We start from the raw sequence: 19,344 nt of genomic DNA on the forward strand, positions 1-19,344 counted from the left end.
GTGTAGTTTGGTGCCCATCGACATGCGCTTTCACGACATTTGGATCATCATCCCCGCCTTCAACGAGGCGAGCATCATCGGCGACGTCATCTCGGACGTGCGCTCGGTTTTCCCTAACGTGGTGTGTGTCGACGACGGGAGCCGCGACGGCACGGCCGACCTGGCCGTGCGGGCCGGCGCGCACGTCGTCCCCCATCCGGTGAACCTCGGTCAGGGCGCGGCGATCCAGACCGGCGTCGAATACGCGCGCAGCCGGCCAGGGGCCCGGGTGTTCGCCACGTTCGATGCCGATGGTCAGCACCAGGTCAAGGACGTGGTGCGAATGATCGACCGGCTCGACACCGACGGCGCCGATCTTGTGGTGGGCACCCGGTTCGCCAATCCGGACGCCCATGCGGTGACGCACACCCCGCCGTTGAAGCGGATCATCCTGCGTGCGGCGGCATTCCTGAGCCCACAGAGCCGCGCCTTCGGGCTCACCGACGCGCACAACGGACTGCGGGTGTTCAACAAGCTGGTCGCCGACGAACTCAACCTCACGATGAACGGCATGAGCCACGCCGGCGAGTTCATCTCGCTGGCCTACGAAAGCCGTTGGCGCGTAGTCGAGGAACCGGTCGAGATCCTCTACACCGACTACTCGAAGTCGAAGGGGCAACCACTGCTCAACGGGGTGAACATCGTCTTCGACGGGTTGTTACGCAGGAGGATGTCCCGGTGAACTGGATTCAGGCACTGCTGATCGTCGCGGTGCTGGTGCTGTTGGCGTACCTGCTGGGGTCACGGCGCAGCGCACGGTCCAAGGCGTGGGTGAAGGTCGGTTTCGTGTTGTTCGTGGCAGCCGGCATCTACGCGATCCTGCGCCCCGACGACACCACCGTGGTGGCGAATTGGCTTGGCGTGGACCGCGGTACGGACCTGATGGAGTACATGCTCATCATCGCGTTCGTTTTCGTCACGCTGTCAACGTATTTGCGCATCAAGGATCTCGAGCTGCGCTACGCCCGGCTGGCCCGCGCCGTAGCGCTGCAGAACGTGCGGGTGCCTGCCCCCTCAGAAGATGAGTGACGAGGCATCCGACACCACCGACGACCCAGCGTCGCTGAATGCACTGCTGGCTGTTGCGGCCGAGCGCCAAAGCGAAGGCGATCTGCGCGGGGCACTGCGCAGCGCCATCGAGGTTCACGAAGCCCGGCGCACCACCCTGGGCAACGATCATCCGGACACGCTCGCTGTGGCGTGGCTCGTGGTCAGCTGGCGATACGACCTCGGCGAAGCCGGGGCCGTCGAAGCCATCCGTGACCTGCTCCCGACCATGGAGCGCGTCCTCGGTGCCGAGCACCGCGATACGTTGTGGGCGCGGCACACCCTGGCCGCAATCGACGACGGCGCAACAGATCCGGCCGATCGCCTGCTGCGATGGGTTCACCTGTGCGGTGCCGACACTCGCGCTTTCGGTGCACGCCACCCACTGACGCTGGCCGCGGCATACGGGGCGGCGTTGGCTCGTCGCGATCTCGGCGATCCCTACGGTGCGAGCATGGAGGCGCTGGTAGTGCACCAGCACCGAGTCCGCCTCCTCGGTGAGCACCACCCCGAAACGTTGGCGGCGCGACTGGCGCAAGTGAGCTGGCACGGTGAGGCGATGGGGGTTACCGCGAAGACCCTCACCGACCTCGACGACCTGATCCCGGTGCTGGAGAAAGCGCTCGGTCACGACGATCCCACCACGTTGACCGCCCGGTATACCCGAACGCTGTGGATCCCGGAATCAGCTGACAACACGATGGAGCGCATTTCGGAATGGGAGGTCCTCGCAGAGGATCTCGCCCGCGGACGAGGCGATGCGGATCCATTGACCCTATCGGCTCTGGACAGGCGGGCCGCAGCACGCATGGAGTGGCAAGACCTGCTGGAGGCGACCCGCGATATCGCCTACAGCCTGGAGCTTCAAGAGCAGAGCGACGACCCACACTGCCCCGACGCCGAGAGCAGGGCGGCTGATGCCGCAGACGAGGAAGAGTCCGATCAAGCACACTACTTCGAATGCGTTGTGACGGCGAAAAGGGCGTTGTCGCTGTGCGTCCGGGGCGCCGGTAACGATGCACACCAGACGTTGCTGTGGCGCTACTACCTCGCATGGTGCCTGTGGGCCGGACACGAATTCGCTTCGGCCGGTCAGCGGGCCCGACGGCTGGTCGAGGACAGCACGATCATCGTCGGGGAGGACCATCCATTGACCGAGGCAGCGCGGATCTTGTTGTCCGTCAGTGACACCCAGGCATGGAATGGACTCTCACCGTTCTGGGACGGCAGCGACGCCTCTGAACTGACCGGAAGTTAGCGACTGAGCAAACTCCGCCAACATGGCGATCCGGGCGTCCTCGAGTTCCGGCATCGGCAGCACGCGGCGCACCATCGCGGCGCCGTCGAACGTGTTGATCACGATGGTCAGCAGTACGGCGAAGACATCCTCGGGGATCTGGTCCATGCCGGGCCCGTGCTTGGCGGTTTCGTAGATGTTGTGGATGTACTCGGTAAGCACCGCCTGGAGCGGGCCCCGCAGCTTTTCGTCAGTGCGCGCCGCCATCAGCAGTTCGTGCCACACGGTATTGGTTTCACTGCCGGCGATGTCGCGCAGGATCGCCAGCGCCGCCGGCAGCGCCGGCTGCTCGGCGGCGATATCCGCACCCAGCTTGCTGCCCAACTCCACCTGCCGGCGCGCCACCTCCCGCGCCGTGGCCGCCATGAAGTCGCTCATCGTCGGGAAATGCCGGAACAGCGCGCCGTCGGAAACCTTGGCCCGCTTGGCGATCACCGCCGCCGAGGCCTTGGCGTAACCGACCTCGATGATGGTGTCGATGGCGGCGTCGAGTAGCCGTGCGACGGTCTCCTCACGGCGCTGCTGCTGGGTTCTGGCCATCTCTATACGGGCGTGCGGTCCAGTTGCTCGGCACCGGCCCTCAGGTACCGGCCCGACTTAACCGATTCGCCGTAGCCGTCCCGGAACTGACCGTTGCGGAACACCACAGCACCGTTGACGGCGGTGGCGATGACGGCGTCGTCGCTGCGGTTCACCATGCGGCTCAGCCCGCCGTAGAACGGGACCGGCTCCTCGTGATACGCCTCGACCGTGTCATTGAGGCCGGCCGGGTCGATCACCACGAAGTCGGCCCGGTCGCCTTGGCGCAGAGTTCCGGCCGGGACGCCGAACCAGTCGGCCACCTCGCCGGTCAGCCGGTGGACGGCATGCTCGGTGGTCATGAACGGCCTGCCCGCCAAGTGGGCGTCGCGTACCCGCTTGAGCAGCTTCACCGGGTAGTTGTAGAACGCCATGTTGCGCAGATGCGCACCGGCATCCGAGAAACCCATGTGCACCGACGGTTCCTTGGCCAGCTTGTCCAGGAACTTCGGGCGGTTGTTGGCCACGATGGTCGTCCAGCGAACGTTGCGCTCACCGTTGTCGACCAGGACGTCGAGGAACGCATCGAGCGGGTGGATGCCGCGCTCGTCGGCGATCTGGCCGAAGCTCTTGCCGATCAGCGACCGGTCGGGGCATTCGACGATCGTGGCGTCGTGGAAGTCGCGGTGCCACAAGGTCGGTCCGAGCACACGCCGGTCGAAGGACTTGCGGAACCGGCGGCGGTATTCGGGGTCGGCGAGCAGCTTGTTGCGCTCGAACTGGTCTTTGAGATGCAGCGCGGCCGTTCCGGCGCCGAATTCCTCGAACACCGGCAGATCGATTCCGTCCGAATACAATTCGAACGGCACCGGCAGATGCTGGAACCGCACCTTGGCGCCCAGGATCCGGTTGAGCAGGCGGACGCCGGGCCCCAGCACCCGCACCGCGCCGGGCGAGGACTTGGCGTCGGCGGACACCAGCAGGCTCATCCGCACATCCCGGCGCCGGCCGAACTGGCCGCTGCTCTCCAGGAAGAAGTTCAGTGCCTCATGGACTTTCGCCACATTCGGCGCGCTCTGCAGCATCCGTCCGCGCTTGCGCAGGACCTTGATCAGGCGTCGACGCTCACGCCAGGTCGCGAACGTCGACGGCAATGCGCGGGAGCGGAACCGGTCACCGTCGAGCTTGTCGATTGCCGCGTCCATCCCGGACAGGCCGAGCATGCCCGCCTCGAGGGCCTCGTCGAGCTTGGCCGCCATGGTCTCCAGCTCGGCATCGGTCGGGGTGACACCACGGGTGGTGGCCCGATCCAGCCCGAGCACCGAGGCCCGCAGATCCGAATGTCCCAGCAGCGACGCGATATTCGGGCCCAGCGGCAACTCGTCGATGGCCTTCACATACTCGGCCGGACCTGACCAGGTCTTGTGCTGCTCCAACGCACCCAGCACGAACTGACGCGGAACCGCTTCGACGCGACTGAACAGGTCGGCGGCGTCCTCGGTGTCGGCGTACACCGTCGACAGCGAGCACATGCCGAGCAGCACGGTGGTCACCCCGTGCCGCACCGATTCCCGCAGACCCGGATCGAGCAGCACCTCGGCGTCGTAGTGCGTGTGCACGTCGACGAAGCCGGGCAGCACCCATTTACCGCCGGCGTTGATGACGTCGGGACAATCGGTCTCGTCGAGCGGGGTGGCGGACACCGTGACCACTACCCCGTCGCGAATCCCCAGCGTACGGACCTGCGGCGGGGCGCCGGTGCCGTCGAACCACAAGCCGTTGCGAACGATGACGTCGTAGGACATGACGCAACGCTAAACGAGAAAGTGAGTACTCACAATCTTTTAGCGAGAATTACTCCGGAAGTATTCGACCGTCTTGGGGATACCCGCGGCCAGATCCACCTGCGGCCGCCAGCCCAGCACATCCCTGGCCCGGCTGATGTCGAGCTGGGAACGACGCAGGTCACCGAGCCGCGGCGGGTGCATCTCCGGTTCGTCTGCGGCACCGACGGCCAGCGCGATCGCGGTGTGCATCTCGCGGGTCGAGGTCTCCACGCCCGTACCGACGTTGAACCGTTGACCGCCGCCGTCCGCCCCGGACGCCTTGACGAAGGCGTCGACCACGTCGTCGACATACACGTAATCGCGGGTGTCGGAGCCGTCGCCGAAGATCTTGGTGGGCCGCCCGGCCAGCAGGGCCTGGGCGAAGATCGCCACCACTCCGGCCTCACCGTGCGGGTCCTGACGCGGGCCGTAGACGTTGGCCGGGGCGATGTGTGAGCAGTCCAGGTTGTACAGATTGCGGAACATGTTGAAGTAGACCTCGCCGGCCACCTTGCTCGCCGCGTACGGCGAGGCCGGATTCGTCGGGGTGTCCTCGCTCGTCGGATACGACGGAGGAGTGCCGTACACCGAGCCGCCCGACGACGTATGCACCACCTTGCGCACTCCCGACTGCCGGGCCGCCTCGGCCAACCGCACCACGCCCACCACATTCACCGTGGAATCCAGCTGGGGATCGTCCACCGAACGCTTCACCGAGATCTGGGCGCCCAGGTGGAAGATCACCTCGGGCTGAGTGTCCTTGAACAGGCCCAGCAGATCCGCGTCGACGATGTCGGCTTTGACGAACTCGAAGTTGTCGCTGTTGTCGGCACTGCTCAGGTTCTCTGCCCGCCCCGAGCTCAGGTCGTCGAGCCCGACGACGCTGTGCCCGTCCGCCAGCAGTCGGTCGACCAGCGTCGATCCGATGAAACCTGCCGCTCCTGTCACCAGTGTTCGCACGGGCTCACCATACCGACGGCAGATGTACCCCCGCTGGGTCCGTACAGTCGGCAAGAGTGAACAAGGTCGCCCGCATCGCCGCTGCGCTGATCGCGCTGCATCTGGTGGTCCGGGCGATACTCGCATTCGGGGGCTATTTCTACTGGGACGATCTGATCCTGATCGGCCGGGCCGGGACCCAGAATCTGCTGTCGCCGTCCTTCCTGTTCGACGATCACGACGGCCACGTCATGCCCGCGGCGTTCCTGGTGTCGGGCGCCGTGACCCGGGTCGCGCCGTTCTCCTGGGTGCTGGCTGCCGTGAGCCTGGTCGTGATGCAGCTGCTGGCCTCGCTGGCGTTGCTGCGGGCACTGTGGGTGATCCTGGGCTGGCGGCCGGTAATGCTCATCCCGCTGACCTTTGCGTTGTTCACGCCGCTGGCGTTGCCCGGATTCGCATGGTGGGCGGCGGGGCTGAACACACTTCCCATGCAGGCCGCGCTGGCCTGGGTGGTCGGTGAGGCCGTGCTGCTCGTGCGGACCGGTAATCCCCGCCATGCCGTCACCGGGATTCTGGTGTTCCTCGGCGGACTGCTGTTCTTCGAGAAGGCCGCGGTGATCCCGTTCGTGGCGTTCGCGGTCGTCGCTCTCTTGGGGTACGTCACGGGGACCTTCGGCCTGCGCGACGTGTGGCGACGCGGTCTTCAGCTGTGGGTCGGGTGCCTGGCCCTGACCGTGGCCTGGATCGGGGTGTACCTCGTCGTCGTCGATCAGAAGCGGTGGAGCTTCGATCTGGGGATGACGTGGGACCTGCTGAGCCGCTCATTTACCCACGGCATCGTCCCCGGGATCGTGGGCGGGCCGTGGTCCTGGCAACGCTGGGCACCCGCCTCACCGTGGGCCACCCCGCCCGTCTCGGTGATGGTGCTGGGCTGGGTGGTGCTCGTTGTCGCCCTTGCGGTGGTGTTGGTGCGCAAGACCCGCATCTGGCCGGTATTGGTTGTTGCCCTCGGTTACGCCGTCGCATGCCAGATCCCGATCTATCTGATGCGCTCGTCGCGGTTCACCGCATTGGAGTTGGCGCAGACGCTGCGCTACCTGCCGGACCTCGTGGTGGTGCTGGCGCTGTTGGCGGCCGTGGGATTCTGTGCGCCGAACCGGGAATCCTCTCGTGTGCTTTCGGCGTCACCGGCGCGCACCGCCGTATGTGTCAGTGTCGCCGCGCTTTTCGTGGCGAGCAGCCTGTATTCGACCTTCACTTTCTTGAAGGTGTGGCAAGACAACCCCGTGCCCGCCTATCTGAACAATGCGCGCGCTTCGCTGGCGTCCACCTCATCGGCTGCCCCGCTGCTCGACCAAGAGGTCGATCCGCTGATCCTGCAACGCGTCGCCGCTCCGGAGAACCTGGCCAGCCACATGTTCGCACTCGCCTCGCCGCGGCCCGAGTTCTCCTCGGCGACAACCGATCTGCGGATGTTCGACCGGACCGGGAGACTGTTGCCGGCGAAAGTGACATGGGTACGCACCATTGTCGAGGGCCCCGCACCCAAGTGCGGCTTCCTGGTCCAGCCCGACGAACCCGTCGTCATGCCACTCGACGGGCCCCTGCTGCCGGCCGATTGGACCGCCGAGATCAACTACCTGGCCAACAGCGACGGTTCCCTGACCATGGCCCTGGCCGAAGGACCTGAAGTGAAGGTGCCGGTACGGCCCGGTCTCAACCGGGTGTTCGTCCGACTCCCTGGCGCCGGGCAGTCCATTTCCGTGCAGGCCAACACCGCCGCGCTGTCGGTCTGCATCTCCCCCGGACCCGTGGGATTCCTGGCACCGAAGTAGATCAGCTGCTGAGATACTGACGGTTGACTGTCGGGATTCTGCTGGGGGGACGTTCTGTGAGCAGACTGCAATGACAACGCTGCTCCGCTGGACACTCGTGCCTCGATCAACTCGGCCTCAGAGCGCGCGCATACCTACGAGGTCGCATTTGCGAAAGCCGCAGTGGCCAAACCGATATTGGCCGACCGAGCGGCACGACAGACTGACCTGCTTCGCGCCGCTGCCTTGCACAGTCTGGTTGCCACCGGGGCCCAGTCGGCGAAGAAGGTGGTCGGCACGGTGATCCGCCAACTAGCCATCTCAGCATTGGTCGCCTGCCTGCTCGCTGGTTGTGGGCTTTTCGGCGGCGGCGCGACCCGCCATGACGACCGCTTCGCGCGGCCCGATCATCCGAAGAACTCACCGTCCGGGCAATATGCGGTGGCGGTCGACATGGGACCGAATCAGAACGGTGTCGACACCTGGGTGGCAGTGATCCGGGACAACGCAACGGGCGCCGAAGTGTTCCGCGACTCGTACGCCTACAGCAGCCGCCACGGCGTCGGCATCACCTGGCTGTCCTCCGGCGACCAACTATGGTTGCTCTCCAGCGATGTCGGTACTGCCCACGTCGACCGGAAACCCGACGGGACCTGGATCAAGACCGGCATCTATCCGGAAACAGTCGGCGACATCCCCGAAGAGATCAAAGCTGCCGGTGGCTGAGGCTCGCATGCCCGCACACGAGCGATCCCCAGCTACCTCCATCGGACCCCAGAAGGGATCTGCAGTGTGACGCCACAACGAGTAGTGGCAGCAATCCTCGTATGCCTGACTTTCGTTGTCTCCGCGTGCAACCCGACCGGTGACGCTCCTAGCGGCGACACAACTTCCGACCAGATCCGCCACGATCTCGAACCCCTCACGAAACGCTTCCCGGCGATCGGCCACCCCATCTCGGCCACCTGGATGGGCGGCACCCTCGGTGTCCAACCAGATGGCCGGGCAACGGTTCCCGGGCCATCGGACTACTGGATCGAAGCGATCATCGAACTCGAACCGGCCACGGCAGATGCGCTGCGGTCGAAGTACGTCCCCACCGCAACAGCTGAGGCCCCAGAGCTCACAGAGAAGCTGCAAAAGGATGTGCCAGGCGGCCCCTTCCTCACCGGCCCAGCATTGGATACCGCACTCAGCAACGATGACTGGCGGTCGACCGCCTATCTCCACAGCGGATCGAACACACTCGTGATGCGATCGGTCGACGACTGATTCGGAGCGCGTGCCAAGCTGGCAGGCATGACTGACGTACGCGAACAGGGTCTGCGGGTCCTCCAGGAGATGGTGCCGCATCTGCCGGCAGACGTTGTGGAGCCCGACGGCAGCTTCGGCGACGAGCTGATGGGCATCGGCGTCGACAATGTCTTCGGCCGGTTGTGGAGTCGCGAGGGCCTGAGCCGGCGTGACCGCAGCCTGGTCACCATGGGCATCTTGATCGCCCTGCGGGCCACCGATGAGTTCGAGTCGCACGTCAGGATTGGGCTGCGAAACGGCCTCACCGAGGACGAGATCGCCGAAGTCATCTACCACGCCAGCGGTTATGCGGGATTCCCCGCTGCGAATACCGCCCGCAACGTGGCGCGTGAAGCGCTGGCCAAGGACTAGAAGACCCGGCTGCCCGTCTTCGACAGCTCGAAGCCGTGGTCACCGATCACGCACACCGTGCTCACGTCGGTGACGGCGCACGTCCCGGTGTCGGGGTAGACAAGCTTGCTGCCCGCGGGAAGCAGCTTGTAGTCAGCGGGGTCAACCGTGCGGTCACGCGGCTCTTTGTAGTCCGTGTACTTCTCCATGTTGGCCAGATCCCCGGTGGAGAATTTTGCCGGATCGAGTTGCATGGCCGCGAAAACGCTGACGAAGTTGCTCGTGGTACCGGGCAGCGCACCCCAGCAGGTGGCTTGCTTCATTGGTGGATTGGCACGGCCGGTGTAGGTGATCCGGCAGCGGTATCCGCCCGGGGTGACGAACTGCGCGCCGTTCGTCGTCGGATAGTTGTAATACGTGTTGTAGGGGTGAACATCCACCGCGGTGTAACCACCGAGATCCGGGATCTGCCCCGGATCGGCCCCGGCCACCGGCGATGTCAGTGAAACCGCTGCCAGGAAGGCCGCCCCCACCACGATCCGTGCCATGCGGTGAGCCTATCGGCCCGGCGGGAACACCGAACGCAGCATTTTCACGTCACCCTGGAAAGCTCCGTCGGCGAGGGCCTGGTCCACGGTGATCGCTCCGACCGCAAGTCCTACGACACTGTCGGGCGAGGCGGTGAGGACCGCACCGGGCCGATCGTTCGGGACGAAGGCACTCGGACCGGTCTCATCGATGCGCAAGGTCATCAGAAAGCCGTCGGTCTCGATCCCGAGTTCGACGGCCGGGGTGGCCGTGACGCCGAGAAGTAGGGCAGGCAGGGCGAGGGTGAGCCAGCGAGGCCGGAACTCATCTTCGCCACGCCCCGTCGCCAGCAGCGGAACGCCCCACCTTCCGAGCGCCTCCATCGGCTCGCGGAGCGCCGCACCCCAGGGCGTGAGTCCGTAGACGACCCCGGTGTCGTCGAGGCGTCGTTCGACGATTCCGTTCGTCTCCATGGTGCGAAGCCGCTCCGCCAGGAGATTGGTGGCGATCCCTGCGAGCGAGGCCTTCAACTCGCCGTACCGCATCGCACCGGGAAGCAACTCCCGCACGATCAGCAGCGTCCAGCGGTCACCCACAACATCCAGCGACCGAGCGAGACCGCAGAACTGCCCGTAGGAGCGGGAAACCTTCCCGGTTTGATTGATATTTTCAACCATACTTGATTTTATCAATCACATTGGGAGGATGTCGGACGAGGAGGGGTGATTTCGCATGGCGTTGAGCATCAGTTGGTTGGCAGTAGTCGTGGCCACCGCGGTCGGGATGGCGATCGCGTGGGTCTGGTACAGCGATTGGGGCCTGGTCGGCAGCGCCTGGCGAAAGCTGACCGGGGTGACCAAGGAGGACTCGGAGCGAGTGGGCAAGCGCCCCTTCGTCGTTCTACTGGTGTCGCTACTCGTGACGGCGATCGCGCTCACCGCCGCCTGCTCTATTACCTTCGGGTTCTTCGGCAGTGATTCCCTCTGGCTCGCCCTGGCGGTCGGAGCTGCGGCCTGGCTCGGGCTGTCGCTGTCTACGTTGGCGCAGCACAACGCTTTCGAGTTGAAGCCGGCACGGCTCACCGTGATCAACAGCGCGTATCAACTGGCGTTGTTCATCGGCATGACTCTGGTCATCGGCCTGCTGGCGTAGGCCCCGCCTCACGGCCCTAGCAGCGCCAACGGAATCACCGCCACGCCATCTGGCCGTCGGTACGCGAATTGTCCGGTGTTCACGACGATCCGCTCCACCAACCGGTCACCGATCTGCCCCTTGAGCCAGTTGAGATGGCGTACGTCCTTGTCGTCGACGGTTGGCGCCAGCTTCACTTCGATCGCGATCACTCTCATCCCCGGCCCTTCGACGATCAAATCGATCTCGTGGTCGCCGTTTTGAGTGCGAAGGTGCCCGACCGTTGCTTCGACAGCTTCCGCGTATACCCTAATCGACTGCGCGACAAGAGATTCGAACAGCGCTCCGAGCCACATGCCGGCCGGCCCCGGAGCGGTCATCCCACCGAGCAATGCATCGACGTCGACGCCGAACAACGCTGCCGCAAGTGCTGGGTCTACAAGGTGATGCTTGGGAGTCTTCGTCAGCCGCTTGAGCGGGGTGAAGGACGGAATCCATGGACTGATCGGGTCAAGAATGAACAGTCGTTGCAGGTGTTCACGGTATTGGGCGACGGTCTGCCTGGCAGGCTTATCAGACTCGCCCGGCGTAGCGGAATCGAGGATCACGCTGTAAGCCGCATCCGTCGACGTTGCCGCCCCGTACGCCGCGAGCCAAGCCCGCAACGCAGCAGGTTGACGGACTGCCATCCCGTTCTCGGGAAGTTCGCGCTCAACGATTCGGCTCAAGTATCCGTTGAGCTGCGCACGCCGGACCCGCGGAGGTAGATCCCGAATCCCCGGGAATCCAGAGCGCACAATTTCTTCGGCATAATCGGGCAAGGCAACGTCGGTCTGCCCTTCAACCAGCCTCTGGCGGCCGCCCAGTAGGGAACGAAGCGATACCGCCGTGCTGGTCAGGCCTCGCTCGGAAACGGACATCGGCCGCATGATCACGCTGAGGATGCGGCCCGCACCGGAATGGATCCTGGTGCCTGCCGCTACCTGCGCCGATCCCGTTAACAGAAATCTCCCACCTTCCGGCGACTGATCGACGCCACGGCGGACTCGGTCCCATATCGACGGGAGTAGCTGCCATTCATCGATGAGAATCGGCGGAGTCAGCCGATCGATCAGTCCGAGGTCAGCCGCCAGTGCCGATCGCTGCCCATCGTCATCCAGTTTCAGGGTCGACGTGGCTCGCTGGGCCGCGGTGGCCGTCTTCCCCACTCCCTTGGCGCCCTCCAGTGCGATGGCGGCGGTGTACGGAAACAGATCGTCGAGGAGCTGGTCAACCAACCTCGGTCGATATGCCACGAAGCGAATCTAACAAATCACAGGGTATGCATCTAACAAATCGCAGCAATTCGACCTAACAGATCGCAGCATAGTCAGCGTTCGCGGTGTGGAAAACGCCGACCGGCGACTAGATGAAAAGCCAGGTGAATGTATGCCGTCGGCCTGCCGGAGCAGAAAGGGACGGTCCACCAGAGCCGACTAAAAAAAGCGTGGAGCCACCCAGGGGAATCGAACCCCTGACCTATTCATTACGAGTGAATTGCTCTACCGACTGAGCTAGGGTGGCGCACCCGGGCGAACCGGGCGGCACCACTTTACGGCAGACGCTGCCCAGGACCCAACTCACCCACGTAGCGCCTGCCCGACGGTCGCCACCATGGCGTCGACGGCGAACTTCGGCTTGACGTTGACGGCCAGCGCTTCACGGCATTCCAGCACCGCCTCAATACAGCGCAGCAGCCGGTCGGGTGGCACGTGGGCGGCCATGGCCTCCACCTTCTCGGCCATGTCCGGGTGGTTCGCCGTGACTCCGCCGGCGCCCGACGACACCAGCAGGGCATCGCGGAAGTAGGTGGCCAGGTCGATCAGGGCCCGATCCAGCGCATCGCGGGAGGCGCGGGTCTGCCGTGACTTCTGCCGTCGCTCGAGCTCCTTGAGCGCACCGGCAGTCCCGCGGGTGGTGGCAGCGGTACCTTTTCCGGTCCCACCCGCCCCGAGTGCGGTCTTGAGCTCCTCGGTCTCGGTCTCGTTGCGCCCCGCGGTCAACGCCAGTGCCTCGGACTCGGCGACGGCCACCATCTCCTCGGCCGCCGCGAACGCCCGCGCCGGCGTCGCCGCGTCGCGGGCCAGCCCGAGCGCCCGTTTCCGGCGGTCCCTGGCCTCGGGATCGGTCGCCAGCCGCCGGGCCCGCCCCACATGGCCGCCGCTGACGGATGCCGCCCAGCGTGCGTCGGCCTCGGGCAGCCCGTCACCGGAGATCAGCACGTCGGCGATGGCATCCACCGACGGCGTGGTCAGCGCCACGTGCCGGCACCGGGAACGCAGCGTGATCGCGATGTCCTCGGGGTCCACCGACGGCGCGCAGAGCAGGAACACAGTCGACGCCGGTGGCTCCTCCACCACCTTGAGCAGCGCGTTGGCCGCGCCCTCGGTGAGCCGGTCGGCATCCTCGATCACCACGACCTGCCACCGCCCGGTCCCGGGCCGGCGCGAGGCGATCTGGACGATCTCGCGCATCTCCTTGACCGCAATCGACAGTCCCTCGGGCACGATGCGGCGCACATCGGCGTGGGTCCCGGCCATCGTCGTCGTACAGGCCCGGCATTCACCGCACCCCGGCGTCCCCTCTGACGTGCACTGCAGGGCCGCCGCGAAGCACAGTGCGGCGACCGAACGCCCCGATCCGGGCGGGCCGGTGATCAGCCAGGCATGTGTCATGGTCCCCACGGTGGTGCCACTGTGTGGCGAATCACCTCGGGCCGCCGACGCGGCCGCCACCAGCTCCTGTTCCACCGCATGCTGGCCCACCAGCCGCGAAAAGACCCCGCTCATCGTCCCCAACAGTAGTGGTCAAGCCGACACAACCACGTCACAGCAGGCGCTCAACGTCCCTGGGGCCCGATACGGTGAACGGGTGACCGCGGAGGCAATACCCATGAGGCGAATCAATGCATTCGTCCGATGGGTGGCGCGTACCCCGTGGCCGGTGTTCACGCTGGGCATGCTGCAGGCCGACATCATCGGCGCGCTGTTCGTGCTCGGCTTCCTGCGCTTCGGTCTGCCTCCCGAGGACCGCATCCAGCTCCAGGATCTGCCAGTGCTCAACCTGGCGATCTTCCTGGGGTATCTGTTCGTGTCGTTCACCGTCGGCGCCTACCTGGCCCTGCGGCTGCTGATCCCGGTGATCCGGTGGCAGCGCCGCGACACCCTGCTGACGAAGTCGGACCCCGGCATCACCGAGTTGGCCCGCGTACGGGCGCTGAAGATGCCCTTTTACCGCACCCTGATCAGCGTCACGAACTGGCTGCTGGGCTCGATCGTGTTCATCGTGGCCAGCTGGCCGGTGGCCAGTAAGTCGGCCCCCGTGGTTCTCGTCGCCACCGCACTCGGGGCGACGGCCACGGCGATCATCGGCTACCTGCAGTCCGAGCGGGTGCTGCGGCCGGTTGCGGTGGCCGCGCTGCGCGGCGGGGTTCCGGAGAACTTCCGCGCCCCAGGGGTGATTCTGCGCCAGGTGCTGACCTGGGTGCTGTCGACGGGCGTGCCGGTCCTTGCCATCGTCCTGGCGCTGGTGGCCAGCAAGTTCTCGATCCTGACCGCATCGGCGGACCGGCTGATCACCCCGCTGTTGCTGTTGGCCGTGGCCGCGCTGGTGATCGGGCTGTCCGGCACCGTCCTGGTGGCGATGTCGATCGCCGACCCGCTGCGCCAGCTGCGCTGGGCGTTGGGCGAGGTGCAGCGCGGTAACTACAACGCGCACATGCAGATCTACGACGCCAGCGAGCTGGGCCTGCTGCAGGCCGGGTTCAACGACATGGTGCGCGAGCTGGCCGAGCGGCAACGACTACGTGACCTGTTCGGCCGCTATGTGGGTGAGGACGTCGCCCGACGCGCCCTGGAGCGCGGCACCGAACTCGGCGGCCAGGAACGCGATGTGGCGGTGCTGTTCGTGGACCTGGTGGGTTCGACGCATCTGGCGTCGACGATCCCGGCCGGCGACGTGGTGAACCTGCTCAACGAGTTCTTCCGGGTCATCGTCGACACGGTCAACCGGCACGGCGGATTCGTCAACAAGTTCCAGGGTGACGCGGCCCTGGCCATTTTCGGTGCCCCGATCGAGCATCCCGACGCCTCCGGCGGTGCGCTGGCGGCGTCGCGTGAACTGCACGACGAGCTGCTCAGCGTGCTGGGCACCGACACCGAGTTCGGTATCGGTGTATCGGCCGGCCGCGCGATCGCCGGCCATATCGGCGCTCAGGCCCGGTTCGAGTACACCGTGATCGGCGATCCGGTGAACGAGGCCGCCCGCCTCACCGAGCTCGCCAAGCTGGAGGAGGGCCATGTGCTGGCCTCGGCGATCGCGGTCAGCGGCGCCCTGGACGCCGAGGCACTGAGCTGGGACGTCGGCGAGATCGTCGAACTGCGCGGACGCACCGTGCCCACTCAGCTGGCCCGCCCGATGAACCTGGTCCTGCCACGGGATCTGGAGCGCGAAGCCGAACGCGACGTCACCGACGACGATGTGCGGAGCTCGACCTAGACGCGCCTGACCGCCGAATGGCCAGTTATTGCACGCCTTTTCGCGAAGCACGTGACATGACTGGCCGCTCGGCGCACAACACGGGGCTCGAGCAGGTCAGGCCTTCTTGGCGGCGGCCTTCTTCGCCGGGGCCTTCTTGGCAGCGGTTTTCTTGGCGGCAGCCTTCTTCGCCGGAGCCTTCTTCGCGGCCTTCTTCACCGGACCACGGGCCCGACGATCGGCCAGCAGTTCCGAGGCGCGCTCGTCGGTGATCGAGGCGACGTCGTCGCCCTTGCGCAGGCTGGCATTGGTCTCACCGTCGGTGACGTACGGACCGAACCGCCCGTCCTTGATCACCATCGGCTTGCCCGAGGCCGGGTCGGTGCCAAGCTCACGCAGCGGCGGGGCCGCAGCGGCCTGACGCCCACGGCGTTTCGGCTCGGCGTAGATCTTGAGGGCCTCGTCGAGGGTGATGGTGAACATCTGTTCCTCGGTGGCCAGCGAACGAGAGTCGGTGCCGCGCTTGAGATACGGACCGTAGCGGCCGTTCTGCGCGGTGATCTCCTCGTTGTTCGACGGGTCGACACCAACCACCCGGGGCAGCGACAGCAGCTTGAGCGCGTCGTCCAGCGTCACGGTCTCCAGATCCATTGTGCGCAAGAGAGATCCGGTGCGGGGCTTGGGTCCGGTCGGCTTCTTGCCCTTCTTGGCCGTCGTGCCGGCATCCGGATCCTCGGGGGGTTCCGGGAGGATCTCGGTGACGTAGGGACCGAATCGTCCGTCCTTGGCGACGATCTCGTGCCCGGACACCGGGTCGATACCCAGCACGCGGCCCTCTTGCGGTGTGGCGAAAGCCTTCTCGGCCAACTCGAGGGTCAGCTCGTCGGGCGTCAGCTCATCCTTGAGGTTGGCGCGCTGCGGCTTGAGCTCACCGGGATTGTCCGGGTCGGCGATCATCCGCTCCAGGTACGGCCCGTTGCGGCCCACCCGGACCACCACCGCGCGACCTTCGTCGTCGTCGAAGAGCTTGATGGAGTTGACTTCTCGCGCGTCGATGCCTTCGAGGTTGCCGCCGACGAGGTGCTTGAGGCCACCGGCGCGGGCGATGGATCCCTCGACGCCGTGCTCACCGCCGAAGTAGAAGTTCGACAGCCAGTTGGTGCGTTGTTCCTGGCCGTTGGCGATCTCGTCGAGCTCGTCTTCCATGGCCGCGGTGAAGTCGTAATCCACCAGGCGGCCGAAGTGTTGCTCCAACAGTCCGATGACGGCAAAGGCGACCCACGACGGGACCAGCGCACTGCCCTTTTTGACCACGTAGCCGCGGTCCTGGATGGTCTTGATGATCGAGCTGTACGTCGACGGGCGGCCGATACCGAGTTCTTCTAGGGCCTTGATCAGCGACGCCTCGGTGTAGCGGGCCGGCGGGCTGGTGGTGTGCCCGTCGGCGGTCAGATCGGCGGCGTCGACGCGCTGGCCCTGGGTCAGGTTCGGCAGACGGCTCTCGGCGTCGTCGGCCTCACCGCCGGCCTGCTCGTCGAGGCTCTCGACGTAGGCCTTCAGGAAGCCCGCGAACGTGATGGTGCGGCCGGATGCGTTGAAGACGACCTGATGAACGCCCGCGGTGCCCCCGTCCAATGTCGCCGCCGGGGCGGCTCCGGCGATTCGCAGCGACAGCGTGGTGCCGCGGGCATCAGCCATCTGGGAGGCCACGGTGCGCTGCCAGATCAGCTCGTAGAGCCGGAACTCGTCGGTGTCCAGCTGCGCGTGCAGCTGCCCCGGGGTCTGGAACACGTCACCGGCTGGGCGGATCGCCTCGTGCGCCTCCTGGGCGTTCTTGACCTTGCGGGTGTACTGCCGCGGCGACGGATGCACGTACTCGTCACCGTAGAGCTGCCGCGCCTGATTGCGTGCGGCGTTGATGGCCGACTCCGACAACGTGGTCGAGTCGGTACGCATGTAGGTGATGTAGCCGTTCTCGTACAACCGCTGCGCGATGCTCATGGTCCGCTCCGAGGAGAACCGCAGCTTGCGGGCGGCCTCCTGCTGCAACGTGGAGGTCATGAACGGCGCGTAGGGCTTGCGCGTGTACGGCTTCTGCTCGACGGAGCTGACGGCCAACTGGGCGCCGCGCAGACCGGCGGCCAGGGCCCCGGCGCTCGCTTCGTCGAGCACGAGCACCTCGTCGGGCTTCTTCAACTGGCCCAGCGAGTCGAAATCACGGCCGGCGGCGACGCGGCGGCCGTCGACGGTGTTGAGCTTGGCGGTGAACTTGGGCGGGGTGGCCTCCGGGTCGGAGACCGACGCGTCCAACTCGGCGCTGACGTCCCAGTACCCGGCGCTGCGGAACGCCATGCGCTCCCGCTCACGCTGCACGATGATGCGGGTGGCCACCGACTGCACCCGGCCCGCCGACAGCTTCGGCGCGACCTTCTTCCACAGCACGGGCGACACTTCGTAGCCGTAGAGCCGGTCGAGGATGCGGCGGGTTTCCTGCGCGTCGACCAGCGCGATGTCCAGGTCACGGGGGTTTTCCGCGGCGGCCCGGATCGCGGGTTCGGTGATCTCGTGGAACACCATCCGCCGGACCGGCACCTTGGGCTTCAGCGTCTCCAGGAGGTGCCAGGCGATCGCCTCACCCTCGCGGTCACCGTCCGTTGCGAGGTAGAGCTCGTCGACACCCTTGAGCAGGTCTTTGAGCTCGGTGACAGTGCTCTTCTTCTCGGGGCTGACGATGTAGAGCGGTTCGAAGTTGTCGTCGACGTTGACCCCGAGGCGCGCCCACGGCTCGGATTTGTACTTGGCGGGCACGTCAGCGGCATTGCGCGGCAGGTCACGAATGTGCCCGCGGGAGGATTCGACCACGTAATTGGAGCCCAGGTAGCCGGCGATCTTGCGCGCCTTGGTCGGCGACTCGACAATCACGAGTCGCCGGACATTCCCCTTGCTACCGCTGCCGCTATCGCCAGCCAACGTGCTTACGCTCCACTTCTATAGTTGCCGCGCCACGCCCGGCAACTGACAATTTCGCATTACGCGCGAGCCTACGCAAACCGGCTCTCCGCATGTGCACCATTAAATACGTGGCCATTGCGCCAACGCGGAGGCCTCCCCGGGCGGTTCCCCGACATTCTCCACCAGGCGTGACAGGCGTCGACGCCCACTGATCCGCAGGGCCGGATGGGAGCCTCTGGTCCCGATCAGAGTCGGGGCGATTCCTACCCGCATCATGGCCGCGGCCAGCGGAGCATGGGTATCGGGCGCATGCGGGTCCAGCCCCAGCAGGTAACGGTCGTCGGCCTCGGGTGTGCCCGCCGCCAGCGTCCAGGCCCGCAACTCGCGGGCACCGGGCAGCCATCGGGGCGGCACTGTCTTGACCGCGCCCCTGGTCCATTCCCCGGCGATCAGCATCAACTGCGGATCCAGCGCCGTACGCACCAGCGGGTTGTTCTCGTCGGTCCGGGAGATCTCCGGCACCAGCCCAACCTCGGTGATCATCTCGGCCAGGCCCTTGGCCCGCCACAGCTCGGCGACGACCACCGAGATCCGGGCCGCCTGCCGACCGCCGCTGCTCGCCAGAACGATCTGTCCCGGCCCGGCAAGCACCCCGGTCAGGTCGGCCACCGCAGGCGGCACCGACTCAGCCGAGAAGAAGGACAGCTGGCTCACAAACCGACACTAGGCCAGCGCAGGCCGCAAAAACGAGAACACCCCCGCGGTGTCCGATTTTGGACTCACACGGGGGTGTCTCTTTGGGTTTGTTTGGCTCAGATGGCCCGAACACCCGTGGCCTGCGGCCCCTTGGGGCTCTGGCCAACCTCGAACTCAACCTTCTGGTTCTCCTCCAGGGTGCGGAATCCGCTGCCCTGGATTTCCGTGTAGTGGACAAACACGTCGGCAGAGCCGTCCTCCGGAGCGATGAAGCCGAAGCCCTTTTCCGCGTTGAACCACTTCACAGTTCCCTGTGGCATCTTTTGTTCTTTCCTTCTCTTTCAACCGGGTGCGGTCCACCGACTTCCGGTGCACCGGGCCCGTTCCGACCGCCATC

Annotated in this window: 19 protein-coding genes and 1 tRNA gene; 9 read left to right on the plus strand and 11 right to left on the minus strand. The window is 66.0% G+C overall.

Translation table 11 applies throughout. The features are described from left to right. Nucleotides 1-22 precede the first annotated feature (22 nt). The 3 genes from ppgS to AC4ELS_RS07140 are packed head-to-tail and all read left to right on the plus strand — an operon-like array spanning nt 23 to nt 2,344. Complete coding sequence (gene ppgS, locus AC4ELS_RS07130; protein WP_448445649.1) at nt 23-721, plus strand: polyprenyl-phospho-N-acetylgalactosaminyl synthase PpgS; 699 nt, start codon at nt 23-25, stop codon at nt 719-721. Next, complete coding sequence (locus AC4ELS_RS07135; RefSeq protein WP_064958155.1) at nt 718-1,068, plus strand: DUF2304 domain-containing protein; 351 nt, start codon at nt 718-720, stop codon at nt 1,066-1,068. Before ppgS ends, AC4ELS_RS07135 begins: the two co-directional genes overlap by 4 nt. Continuing rightward, nucleotides 1,061-2,344 (plus strand): tetratricopeptide repeat-containing protein, encoded by a 1,284-nt coding sequence (locus AC4ELS_RS07140; RefSeq protein ID WP_499046544.1) that lies wholly within the window; start codon nt 1,061-1,063, stop codon nt 2,342-2,344. Before AC4ELS_RS07135 ends, AC4ELS_RS07140 begins: the two co-directional genes overlap by 8 nt. Here the strand turns inward: AC4ELS_RS07140 and AC4ELS_RS07145 are convergent. The 3 genes from AC4ELS_RS07145 to AC4ELS_RS07155 are packed head-to-tail and all read right to left on the minus strand — an operon-like array spanning nt 2,297 to nt 5,688. Beyond that, nucleotides 2,297-2,923, minus strand: a complete 627-nt coding sequence (locus tag AC4ELS_RS07145; protein WP_448445387.1) for a TetR/AcrR family transcriptional regulator — start codon at nt 2,921-2,923, stop codon at nt 2,297-2,299. The genes AC4ELS_RS07140 and AC4ELS_RS07145 overlap by 48 nt on opposite strands. A gap of 2 nt (nt 2,924-2,925) precedes the next feature. Next, the gene (locus AC4ELS_RS07150; protein WP_448445385.1) at nt 2,926-4,707 is read right to left on the minus strand and encodes an N-acyl-D-amino-acid deacylase family protein; all 1,782 of its coding nucleotides are present in this window, start codon (nt 4,705-4,707) and stop codon (nt 2,926-2,928) included. Nucleotides 4,708-4,746: 39 nt separating this feature from the next. After that, the gene (locus tag AC4ELS_RS07155) at nt 4,747-5,688 is read right to left on the minus strand and encodes a GDP-mannose 4,6-dehydratase (protein ID WP_064883989.1); all 942 of its coding nucleotides are present in this window, start codon (nt 5,686-5,688) and stop codon (nt 4,747-4,749) included. A 56-nt stretch (nt 5,689-5,744) separates the two neighbouring features. On the opposite strand from AC4ELS_RS07155, the gene AC4ELS_RS07160 reads away from it, so the two are divergent. The 4 genes from AC4ELS_RS07160 (at nt 5,745) to AC4ELS_RS07175 (ending at nt 9,146) form a co-directional block, all read left to right on the plus strand. Next, nucleotides 5,745-7,502: a hypothetical protein gene (locus AC4ELS_RS07160; protein ID WP_499046547.1), complete on the plus strand. Its 1,758-nt coding sequence runs from the start codon at nt 5,745-5,747 to the stop codon at nt 7,500-7,502. A 225-nt stretch (nt 7,503-7,727) separates the two neighbouring features. Then, nucleotides 7,728-8,207, plus strand: a complete 480-nt coding sequence (locus AC4ELS_RS07165) for a hypothetical protein (protein WP_463806215.1) — start codon at nt 7,728-7,730, stop codon at nt 8,205-8,207. 84 nt (nt 8,208-8,291) lie between these two features. Continuing rightward, nucleotides 8,292-8,753, plus strand: coding sequence for a hypothetical protein (locus AC4ELS_RS07170; protein WP_082963397.1), 462 nt, complete (start codon nt 8,292-8,294; stop codon nt 8,751-8,753). A 27-nt stretch (nt 8,754-8,780) separates the two neighbouring features. Then, a complete protein-coding gene (locus tag AC4ELS_RS07175; RefSeq protein ID WP_064958159.1) occupies nt 8,781-9,146 on the plus strand; it encodes a carboxymuconolactone decarboxylase family protein in 366 nt (121 codons plus the stop codon). Here the strand turns inward: AC4ELS_RS07175 and AC4ELS_RS07180 are convergent. Both AC4ELS_RS07180 and AC4ELS_RS07185 read right to left on the minus strand, forming a co-directional pair. Further along, entirely contained in the window at nt 9,143-9,673 is a 531-nt protein-coding gene (locus AC4ELS_RS07180) for a hypothetical protein (RefSeq protein ID WP_448445377.1), read from the minus strand. The genes AC4ELS_RS07175 and AC4ELS_RS07180 overlap by 4 nt on opposite strands. A gap of 9 nt (nt 9,674-9,682) precedes the next feature. Next, on the minus strand, nt 9,683-10,330 hold the full coding sequence (locus AC4ELS_RS07185) for a winged helix-turn-helix transcriptional regulator (RefSeq protein ID WP_448445375.1): 648 nt from the start codon (nt 10,328-10,330) through the stop codon (nt 9,683-9,685). Between the two features lie 55 nt (nt 10,331-10,385). On the opposite strand from AC4ELS_RS07185, the gene AC4ELS_RS07190 reads away from it, so the two are divergent. Beyond that, nucleotides 10,386-10,805: a DUF1761 domain-containing protein gene (locus tag AC4ELS_RS07190; RefSeq protein WP_448445373.1), complete on the plus strand. Its 420-nt coding sequence runs from the start codon at nt 10,386-10,388 to the stop codon at nt 10,803-10,805. A gap of 8 nt (nt 10,806-10,813) precedes the next feature. Here the strand turns inward: AC4ELS_RS07190 and AC4ELS_RS07195 are convergent, their stop codons facing one another. The 3 genes from AC4ELS_RS07195 to AC4ELS_RS07205 all read right to left on the minus strand — a co-directional run bounded on the left by AC4ELS_RS07195 (nt 10,814) and on the right by AC4ELS_RS07205 (nt 13,612). Continuing rightward, nucleotides 10,814-12,079 (minus strand): ATP-binding protein, encoded by a 1,266-nt coding sequence (locus AC4ELS_RS07195; RefSeq protein WP_064883998.1) that lies wholly within the window; start codon nt 12,077-12,079, stop codon nt 10,814-10,816. 192 nt (nt 12,080-12,271) lie between these two features. Further along, nucleotides 12,272-12,347 (minus strand) — tRNA-Thr (locus tag AC4ELS_RS07200). A 56-nt stretch (nt 12,348-12,403) separates the two neighbouring features. Further along, nucleotides 12,404-13,612 (minus strand): DNA polymerase III subunit delta', encoded by a 1,209-nt coding sequence (locus AC4ELS_RS07205; protein WP_064937350.1) that lies wholly within the window; start codon nt 13,610-13,612, stop codon nt 12,404-12,406. 103 nt (nt 13,613-13,715) lie between these two features. On the opposite strand from AC4ELS_RS07205, the gene AC4ELS_RS07210 reads away from it, so the two are divergent. After that, nucleotides 13,716-15,320 carry an adenylate/guanylate cyclase domain-containing protein gene (locus tag AC4ELS_RS07210; RefSeq protein ID WP_498887528.1) on the plus strand — a complete coding sequence of 535 codons (1,605 nt, stop codon included), beginning with the start codon at nt 13,716-13,718 and terminating at the stop codon, nt 15,318-15,320. Nucleotides 15,321-15,416: 96 nt separating this feature from the next. On the opposite strand, the gene topA is transcribed toward AC4ELS_RS07210, so the two are convergent. From topA to AC4ELS_RS07225, 3 genes are all read right to left on the minus strand, one after another. Further along, a complete protein-coding gene (gene topA / locus AC4ELS_RS07215; RefSeq protein WP_448445366.1) occupies nt 15,417-18,269 on the minus strand; it encodes a type I DNA topoisomerase in 2,853 nt (950 codons plus the stop codon). A gap of 102 nt (nt 18,270-18,371) precedes the next feature. Then, nucleotides 18,372-18,965 carry a hypothetical protein gene (locus AC4ELS_RS07220; RefSeq protein WP_448445364.1) on the minus strand — a complete coding sequence of 198 codons (594 nt, stop codon included), beginning with the start codon at nt 18,963-18,965 and terminating at the stop codon, nt 18,372-18,374. A 98-nt stretch (nt 18,966-19,063) separates the two neighbouring features. Beyond that, nucleotides 19,064-19,267 (minus strand): cold-shock protein, encoded by a 204-nt coding sequence (locus AC4ELS_RS07225; RefSeq protein WP_003882601.1) that lies wholly within the window; start codon nt 19,265-19,267, stop codon nt 19,064-19,066. Nucleotides 19,268-19,344 lie beyond the last annotated feature (77 nt).

The sequence above is a fragment of the Mycobacterium shunyiense genome, assembly GCF_058270035.1.